This window comes from Paenarthrobacter sp. NPDC057355 (assembly GCF_042667405.1).
Classification (GTDB): domain Bacteria; phylum Actinomycetota; class Actinomycetes; order Actinomycetales; family Micrococcaceae; genus Arthrobacter.
This window is the reverse complement of sequence record NZ_JBHVAL010000029.1, coordinates 18,388-27,312: the sequence shown is the minus strand read 5'-3', so window position 1 is coordinate 27,312 and position 8,925 is coordinate 18,388. Positions and strand designations below refer to the sequence as shown.

The 8,925-nt window shown below is 64.2% G+C and carries 6 protein-coding genes; all 6 read right to left on the bottom strand.

Annotated features, from left to right (window positions below; genetic code table 11):
- Positions 1-55: 55 nt before the first annotated feature.
- The 6 genes from ACFUOZ_RS20465 to ACFUOZ_RS20440 all read right to left on the bottom strand — a co-directional run bounded on the left by ACFUOZ_RS20465 (position 56) and on the right by ACFUOZ_RS20440 (position 8,819).
- A complete protein-coding gene (locus ACFUOZ_RS20465) occupies positions 56-1,480 on the bottom strand; it encodes a putative bifunctional diguanylate cyclase/phosphodiesterase (protein ID WP_377551654.1) in 1,425 nt (474 codons plus the stop codon).
- Complete coding sequence (locus tag ACFUOZ_RS20460) at positions 1,477-1,980, bottom strand: hypothetical protein (protein WP_377551651.1); 504 nt, start codon at positions 1,978-1,980, stop codon at positions 1,477-1,479. The genes ACFUOZ_RS20465 and ACFUOZ_RS20460 overlap by 4 nt, the downstream gene beginning before the upstream one ends.
- Positions 1,977-3,161, bottom strand: a complete 1,185-nt coding sequence (locus ACFUOZ_RS20455; RefSeq protein WP_377551649.1) for a GGDEF domain-containing protein — start codon at positions 3,159-3,161, stop codon at positions 1,977-1,979. Before ACFUOZ_RS20455 ends, ACFUOZ_RS20460 begins: the two co-directional genes overlap by 4 nt.
- A 102-nt stretch (positions 3,162-3,263) precedes the next feature.
- Positions 3,264-5,219: a glycosyltransferase gene (locus tag ACFUOZ_RS20450; RefSeq protein WP_377551647.1), complete on the bottom strand. Its 1,956-nt coding sequence runs from the start codon at positions 5,217-5,219 to the stop codon at positions 3,264-3,266.
- Positions 5,216-6,850, bottom strand: coding sequence for an ArnT family glycosyltransferase (locus ACFUOZ_RS20445; protein WP_377551645.1), 1,635 nt, complete (start codon positions 6,848-6,850; stop codon positions 5,216-5,218). The genes ACFUOZ_RS20450 and ACFUOZ_RS20445 overlap by 4 nt, the downstream gene beginning before the upstream one ends.
- Positions 6,840-8,819: a cellulose biosynthesis cyclic di-GMP-binding regulatory protein BcsB gene (locus tag ACFUOZ_RS20440; RefSeq protein ID WP_377551642.1), complete on the bottom strand. Its 1,980-nt coding sequence runs from the start codon at positions 8,817-8,819 to the stop codon at positions 6,840-6,842. Before ACFUOZ_RS20440 ends, ACFUOZ_RS20445 begins: the two co-directional genes overlap by 11 nt.
- Positions 8,820-8,925 lie beyond the last annotated feature (106 nt).

Below are 8,925 nucleotides of genomic sequence, written 5' to 3'. Positions count from 1 at the left end.
CTTATGGCCCATAAATCCCCTTGGGATGGGCCATAAGTGACCCCGCGTTGCTTATTTAAGCGGGCCAGCTCCGGTTGGTTTCCAACAGCCCGGTGAACTCCGGCCCGGGCACGGGCTTGCCGAAGTAATACCCTTGTCCGCTGGTGCAGCCGATGCTCCTGAGCAACTCTGCCTCCTGGGCTGTCTCAATTCCTTCCCAGACACCTTCGAGCCCGCACGAACGAATGACCTGCTGTATCGCCGCCAGGAACTCGAGCTGGGAAGGGTCATTTGCCAGGTCCTTCACGAACTGCCGGTCGACCTTCACCCGGTCCACCGGCAGCTTCCGCAAATAGCCCATCGAGGAATAGCCTGCGCCGAAGTCGTCGATCTCAAGGCCTACCCCCAGCCTGCTCAGGCTCATCAGGGTGTAACGGTCAAGCTCGTTGTTCCGGATGATGGCGCTTTCAGTCAGCTCCAGAACCAGTGAGTCGGGCGCCAGTCCTTCTTCCAGGAGTACATCGCGCACGTCGTCAACGAACTCCAGGCTTTGTAGGTCCGCGGCGGAGACATTGATGCGCATGGAAAAGGCCGGCTGCTGCATGGCCGGACTATGCCGCCACTGACTAAGCTGGTGCATCGCCGTGCGCAGGACCCACCTGCCCAGCTCCGCGATCAGCCCGGTAGCCTCGGCAACCGGAATGAACTGGTCCGGCATGATGAGGCCATGGACCGGGTGGTCCCATCGGACCAAGGCTTCGCAGCCCTCAATCTTCCCGGTTCCCAGCTCCACGATCGGCTGGTAGTAAAGGACCAACTGGCCCGAACGGATGCCTTCCCTGAGGTCGCCAACGATCTGGCGCTGGAGTTGGCGGAAGTGCAGGGTGACGGGATCAAACACTTTGAGTTTGTTCCGGCCCTCGCTCTTGGATTCCTCCAGGGCGAAGCCGGCCTCCTGGAGAAGGTCCTCCAGAGTATGGTGCGGTTCTGCAATGCGCAGGCCCATGCTGGCAGCGCAGTGGACACTGCTGTTGCCGAGGTCGATGTTCGGTTCCAGCGCGGCCATGATGCGGTTCCCGACGGCGGCAGCCCGGGTTTGCGGGGTGGCGGGCATCAACACAACGAAATCGTCGCCACCCAGGCGGGTGACGACGTCGTTCTCCCGGACTGCCGACCGGATGCGCATGGCGACGGTGACCAGGACCTGGTCCGCTGCCGCGTGGCCTGCCGAGTTCTTCAACGCCGTGAAGCCGTCCAGGTTCAGGAGGATGAGCGCGGGCGGGGCCGTGCCCTTGGCTGCAGCGTCGGTGGCCTCCGTGAAGGCACGCACCAGGGCGAGCCGGTTGCCCACGCCAGTCAGTGAGTCGGTGAGGGCATCGTGGCGTTGCTCGTTCCGTACGTGGTGCAGTTCCTCCATGAGCGCCTGAACCTGCCGTTCCAGGCGTTGTATTCGTGGATCGTCATCAGTGGAGACCAGCCTGCGTGGCATGGTGCTCGTCACGATTCGTCCAGGCTGCGCAGCGACATGTCAGCTACGGACTGGGGCTTGGACACGGGGTTGCGGTGCTCGTCGAGGAACAAGCGGTAGGAAGCAATGTCCAGCCGGCCGTCGGGCTTTGCCATGGTTCCCATGCGGTAGACGTGGGTGATCCAGGATCCCCCGAGGATGGCCTCGATCCAGGCGTCGCATTCGGCCAATGGAAGGTGGACGCGTGTGCCGGTGTTGCGCCGGTGGCCGGCGATGGAAAGCGTGATGCAGCTGCCCAGGAGGCCTTTGTCCGCCGTGAACCAGGCCAGTCCTTCGACGTCGGCCACGATGGTCAGGTTCGCGTTCCCATCCTCCACGGACTGGACCGGCCCCATCCGCACCGAGCGCCGGTCCGCATTCAGGGAGGTGGCCGTTCCGGCTTTGTAGGGGGCACTGGTGATGTCCCGCCTGAACTCGGACAGTTCCTGGTTGTGCTGGACCTGGATCCTGGTGGTCAGTTGGTTAACGGTCATGATCGTGCCTCATCCGCAATAGTGGCCGCCTCGAGGCGGTCGGCTCCTACAATCCTGTTTCTTCCTTGTGCCTTGGCACTGTAAAGCGCTGCGTCAGCTACCTCGATCATGAAATTCAGATCGGCTCCCGAAGAGATGCTGGATGTCACTCCGTAGCTGATGGTGGGGAACCGGACACCGTCCGGTGTGCGCATGCCAGCGATCCGGTGGCTGATTTCGACGGCGATGCTCTCGGCCCGGTCTTGGGTGGCTCCCGGCAGGAAAAGGATGAATTCCTCCCCGCCGTACCGCCCAATGAGATCTGTGGACCTTACCGATGCGGCGCAGGCGCCGGCGAAGGCTTTCAAAGCCTCGTCCCCCGCGCCATGCCCGTATTTGTCATTGACTGCCTTGAAGTGGTCAAGATCAGCCAGCACCACGGCGGCGCCGGATCCTGTGGAGTGCAGCCGGTTGAGTTCCGTGGTTGCCAGCTCAAGGAAGGTACCCCTGTTAAGCAGGCCTGTCAGGTGGTCCCGGTCAGCCCGTTCCTTCAATCCCTTGATGAGCTGGTCGCTGGTCAGGGCGGTCATACTGAACGACACCGTCACCAGCAGCACCAGGGAAATCAGTCCCGAGGGCCCGGGGCCAAAGTAAGTCCGGAAGGTGTCGCTGTCCGGCCCTTCCACCGCATAGACGGCCCAGCGGCCCAAGTAGTAGATGGCAAGGAGTCCGGAGGCCAGGGACAAAGCCTTGTGGACTTGCGAGTGGGAAGCCTTGATCAGCCAAAGGTCCCGCGCAGCCAAGGCTATTCCCGCGGTCATCATGGCCAGATACACGAATCCGCCGGACCAGACGTTGGTGGCGGGGTTTTCGAGGACGGATGCCACGGCGGTGATGGCCGGTGCTGCCACCAATTGCCATCGGGCTGTCTTGAGGTCCCGCAAGGAGCGGGCTCCAGCCCACACGCTGAAGGCTCCGGCCACCACCAGGACGTTTCCGGCAGGATTGGCCCATTGCTGGTGGGTGGTTCCGTTGAGCAGGAAAGCTGCGTTGCCGGCCATGAACTCCAACAAGGCAAGGCTCCACCATCCGGCATACGGTGAGCGGGTGCGGTGGAAGGAGGTACAGAACAACACCAAGAGGGTCACAGTGACCACGCCCAGGGCGACTCTTACCGAAAACGAATCGAGCACCGTGTCCAACCCCCTCAGCTGGTCATCCGTCGGCTTTGGATTCAGTGTGGCGCTGCTTACTCAACCTCTGTGCGGCATTTGCTCAAGATTTGCTCAAGATCAGGTGCGTGCTCACGCAACCCAGTGGCCGTCGTCGTGGTATTCCGCCTCCAGGCCATGCGGGGTCTTCTCCCATTTATGCGGACTGGTGAGCATCTGCCAGGCAGCCCGCCACGCCGCCACCGAGTGCAGCACCCAGTAGAACGGATTGAGCAACGCGAAAATCGCGATCCGCCATCCATGCCTTTGCATGGTGGTCGCCCCGGAAACGATGATCATCATGGCGTTGCCAAACAGCATGGACACCACCCCTCCCACCAGCAACCACTCCGGCAGCACCAGCCCGACGATCTCGTAGCCGATGTAGGTCACCACCGTGAAGCCCACCACCAGGGGGTAGGCAAGGAAGGCCAGGGGCGTGCCGAGGATCAGCCCCAGGAAGCCAATGGTTCCGGCCACGCCCGTGCTCTTCATGTACCGCAAGGAGTTCCTGGTGTTCACGGCAGAGGTGATCATGTAGCCCTTGATCCAACGGGTCCGCTGCTTGATCCAGGCAGGAACCTGGGAACAGGCTTCCTCCCAGGTTGTGGAGTCGATGACGCCCACGCGGTAACCGTCCACTGCGGCCCTGAGCCCGAGGTCCGCGTCCTCGGTGACGTTCCAGGGATCCCACGCCCCGACTTCCTTGAGCAGCGCGGTGACGAAGTGGTTCGAGGTGCCACCCAGGGGCAGTGGGATCCCGGAGTTATCCAGCCCGGGAAGCATGGAATCGAACCAGTGGGTGTACTCGATGGTGAACATGCGGGTGAGGACGTTCTGGTCTGCGTTGAAGTAGTTCAGCGCAGCCTGGACACAGATGAGGGGTTTGCGCTTGGGGTTCAAGTGCTGCCGCTCGAACTCGTCCTGTTTGAAGGCCGCAATAGACGCCCGCAGCTGCCCCGGATCCGGCCTGTCCTCGGCGTCGTAAATCACCACATACTCGCCCCGCGCGAACGTCAATCCGTAGTTGCACGCCCTGGGCTTGGTTTGCGGCTCACCTCTGGGAACGATGAGGATGCGCACGTATTCCGGCGGCTTTGAGGCCTTGGCCGCGGCGATCGTCTCCGCGTCGTCTTCCTCCAGCAGGACCAGGACGTCCAGCTTGGAGCGGGGGTAGTCCAGCTGCCCGAGGTTCGTCAGCAGTTTGTCGATGATGTTCGCTTCGCGGAACACGGGAACCAGGATGGTGTAGATGGGCAGCTCGGAATCGGGAATCCGTTCAGCTGCGACGGGCGGCAGGCCCCGCCGGGCACGCTCCTTGTTCCGTGCGCGGACCACTGAGGCCTCGTGCAGTTTGTCGAATGGCCGCCGAAGACTGGCCAGGGACTTGAAACCGATGCTGATCAGGAAAACGACATTCGCGGCCGTCAGCAGCACAATGACCGCCGTCAGCGGAGAGATCACGAAGCCCACCATGATCGCTGCGACAAGGACCACCGGAAGGTACCGCTGCCATGGCGTCAGCGCGATGCGCGCCGACTCCCCCGGTCTTTCCTCGGCCAGGCGCTCGGCGGATTCGTAGAGGAGGTGCCGCCGGAAGGAACGCTGGATGGACTGGTTGATGTCCCAGTCCGTGGTGGTGCGGAATTCGACGTCGGCGGCGCCGAATCTTGCCGCCGCTTCTTCGGCGATCCGCTCCGACGGTGCGACTGCCGTGGCCACGGTGAGGACGCCGTCGTCGAAACGCCATGGCAACCACTGCGGTTCCCCGAGTTCGCTGAAGATGAGCTGCTCCATCAACGCGTCGTCGGCCGGCTCGGCCACCAGATCCACCAGCGGCGCGTCCCACTGCCGCGCCAGGACTTCATAAATACGACGGCGGTCCAAACCGGCTTCCAGGATCAGGTGCCGTCCCAGCAGACCGCCTTCGCTCGCGGCACGGTCCAGCGCCCGCTGCAGTTGCTCAGGGGTCACCAGTCCGGCGGCAAGCAAGGTCTGGCCGATGGACTGCCGGTTGAGTTGTCCGTTGGCTCGGGATAGGGGCGTCATGAATCGGAGGACCTTTCATAGATCCGGTGCGTGGGCGTGGAGAACGCCACGGAGTAGCGCACGCCGAAAGACGGGTTCTTGAGGATGGCCTGGTAGACAAGGTCCGTGGGCCCGGAGTCCCTTGCCCCTGTGCCGGCCTCAACGTTGACGAAGACCCACTTGGCATACTTGGCCGGGTCATCCAGCGCCGGCGCGAAGTAGTCCCCGGAGGCCCTGTTGTAGATTTCCTTGAGCGGAATGCCCATGACCGGAAGCACCGCGTTCCCCCGTGCACTTTCGTCCATCAGAATGCCTCCCGATTGGTAGTGCTGATTCAGCCAGCGGGCAGCGGCAGTTGAGTTGGTGGTGGACTCAGCGGACATCCGCCCCTCGGCCAGGACCGCGAGCCTGCCTGTGGGATCCTGGCTCCACCACACGTTCTGGACCACCAGCGCGGCCAGCAACGCGCCGATCAACCACGGCCTGAGCCTGGCGGGACGTGCCAGTTCCTGCACCAGGAAAGCCACCAGGATGGCCACCAGGGGCAGGGCGGTCAAGGCGAAGCGGTTGTTCCACCACGTGGTGGGCAGTGAATGGTCGTTGTTGATGGCGGTTTGGCCGAGGAACAGGCTCAGCAAGGCAAAGGCGTACGCGCTGCCGGTCACCGCGACCAGGAGGGTGCTGTTCGCGAAGCCCCGCCTCAGGACCAGGATGACGGCGCCGCATGCCGCCAGCGCGAGTACCACCGCCCCGGCCGTCTCCAACAAGGACCAGTGGAAAGTGGTCAGCGTCAGTCCGAGGTTTCCCTTGGTAGGCAACAGGCCGCCGTCGGTAATGTTTTTCTGCTGCGCGTAAGCGGAGTACTGCCCGAACATGAACTCGAGCGGGTTGCCGTAGATGGCCCAGTTGTAGGAAAGCCACCAGAGCACCGCCGCAGCAGGAATCATCACGTAGCCCCCGGCCATGGTGAGGGCTTCGCGCCACTGTCCGGTGCGGCGCTTGGAGACGATCAGCACGAACAGCGTCCCCGTCATCACCAGGGCCCATCCCTCGTAGCGGGACAGCACGGCCGCCGCCGATGGGATGCCCGCGAAAACCGCCAGCTCGCCGGCACTCATACGACGACGACTGGTGGCCCAATGCGCCAGCCCTGCCATGCCACCCACAATGCACATGATCAGCACGGGCTCGGTCAGCGCCGTCGTGTAAACGTAGAGGACCGCCGGGTTGGCCAGGACCACCAGGGTGGTGGCCAGACGCCCAGCCCGGCCCAAACCGAGGCGCGCGGCAATCAAGTACAGCCCGGTGGCCGTGCCGGAGAGGGCAAGGATGCCCAGCAGCCCGGCAGCCCACCCCGAGCTGAACAACCACATGTTCAGCACGAACGGTGCCAAGAGAAGGTGCGGCATAGGCAGCCACACTGTGCCGAGCTGCTCGAAGCCGGGGGCTTTGCTGTCGAAGATGCGCCGGGCAATGGTCAGGTGGCTCTGTGCATCGGAGTAGTCCAGGCTGGTGCCGTGGCCGATGGTGTACAGGCACGCCAGGTACCCCACCACGGCGGAGGCCACGGCCACGATCCGGGTGCCGGGGACCTTCCGGCCGTTTACCGGGGCCCCCAGCCGGGCCCAGCCAGCGGTGATGCTATTTGTCATGTTCGGCTGGCCCGGTTGCCCTCACCTCAGCGTCCACGTAGGCGTGCGCTTCCTTGGCGCGGCGCCGCAGGAGAACGGTCCGCACGGCAAACGCGAGGCCCAGGACAAGCACGGCCGCGCCAATCCACCAGGCGTAGGGGCGGTAGTCGTCCGTAACAGCCTTTTGCGGAACAACCACGTTGCTTTCCAGCAAGACCGGTGTTCCCGAGGGCTGGGTGACCAGCAGGTTGCGCGACAACGACGCCCAGCCACCTTCAACGCCGCTGATGTGCGAGGTCAACGAGGCCTGCAAAGCACCCGCTGCAGGATCCCCGTCGGGTGCCCAGGCGCCGAGGAGCAGCAGATCGCGGCCGCCCTGCTCGAACGCTTCCAGCACGCCGAACGGGGCCGACGTGCCCACGCCGTATTCGACGTCGTCCGGTGCGATGGTGCGGAACTCGGCCAAGCGAAGGGGTGCGGAGAGCTTGTTGGCCACTTCACCCGTAGCACCCACCACCAGCCCGGACTCGCTGGAGCCGGCCAGGGCATCCAAACCCACCACCCGGGTGTCCAGAAGCGCGGCACTCTCCTTCTGCATCGATGCGATCAGCGAGGCCGCATTGACCGTGTTTGCCTGTGCGTTCCCGTCACCGAAAGCCACCTGAACGCTCTGTCCCAGGGCCTGGGGGAAACGGGCAAAACCGGCCTTCAGTGAACCACCCCGGACCGCGGTCAGCGTGCTGCCGGCGGTGTCCACAGTGACCTCCATCGGCATCACACCGGCAGGTCCGGCGCAATCACCTCCGGCAGGCAGCGCGGCGAGCCTGATCCTGAGACCGTTGTTCGCCTGAAGCTGCCCGGCAGGGACCTCGGCGTCCACCGAGAAGCTGTCACCGCCGTCGAGGTTCTTGGAACTGAGCAGGTAATCGTTCCAGAACACCGAAAGCTGCGCCTGGGCGTTGGCGGGAACGGCCGTGTGCGTCCCCTTGATCTGGACCTTCACCGACTGGACCGGGCCGCCGAACTGAGACTGGCTAACGCCAACGTAGGATTCAGGCGTGCCGTAGCCGGCGAGCTTGAGCGTGGTGCTGCCGAGGTCTTTGAAAGTTCGCGTCAGTCCCGGCGTCGCGGGCAAAGCGGACGTCAGCCCGGTCACGGACGACGTCACCGCGAGCGCTGTTTTATCACTGGCGAGCGCCCGTGCGGCGTTGCGGAGTTGTTCGTCATGGCCGCTGAGGATGAGCTGCGGGAGCCCGGCCACAGTGGCCAACTTGGTGTCCGTTTCACCCTGGTCGCCCACCACGCTCAGCACCCGGCTTCCCGCCGGAAGTCCCGCTGCGGTGGCGGCAAGTCCGGTTTCCGGGACCACGCTGACGGAGGCGTCCGGGTAGCGGTGCGCCATCGCGGCCGAGGCCGTCATGACCGCGGCGGAAACATCCGCACCCGGATCCGCCGGGACGGTAAGCACGACGGCGGGAACGGACGCCGGGAAGAACTCACCCACCGTGGTGGGGGCCTTCGCGGTTCCGGAGAAGTCGACGGCAAGGTTGTTGAGGGTGGCCGTCGAGTTGGAGATGACGCACATGGTTTGCGTTGCGGGTATGAACTGCAGGCCCACAGTCAGCTGCTGGTTCACAACATCTGCGTCGCTGACCGCCTGATCCAGGGCAACCGTGGCTGCAGCATTGGCCTCGAGGATGACCCGGCCGTTGACGGTTGCGCGGACCGTCCCCTCCGGCTTCCCCGAGACCACGATCGTGCCCTTGACCCGTGTGGGTTCCAGCCCCGCAGTCACCGGCACCACAACAGTTTGCTCCACCTGCCCTGCCATGGCCGAGACACTGGAGGAAGGCCGGATCACGGCTCCTTGCCCGGTGTCGGCGGCGGCCATGGGATCCGTGACGGAGGAAACCACCAAGGTTGCGGCGCACGCCAGCAGGACGGTGGCGGTGCGGGATCGGACGCGGGCTCTGGCAGGGTTTTGGGTCACGATGTCAGTCCTGGGTAACTAGCAGCGGATGAGTCACGGCCTTTTTGGGCCAACCTCATAGACACTGCCGGGCCGAACTCAAGACCCCTTGCTGCGTTTGCTCAAG

Excerpts from the sequence above, each read along its gene's own strand:
- ACFUOZ_RS20460 (WP_377551651.1), bottom strand. The coding sequence starts at position 1,980 with ATGACCGTTAACCAACTGACCACCAGGATCCAGGTCCAGCACAACCAG.
- ACFUOZ_RS20450 (WP_377551647.1), bottom strand. The coding sequence starts at position 5,219 with ATGACGCCCCTATCCCGAGCCAACGGACAACTCAACCGGCAGTCCATC.
- ACFUOZ_RS20445 (WP_377551645.1), bottom strand. The coding sequence starts at position 6,850 with ATGACAAATAGCATCACCGCTGGCTGGGCCCGGCTGGGGGCCCCGGTA.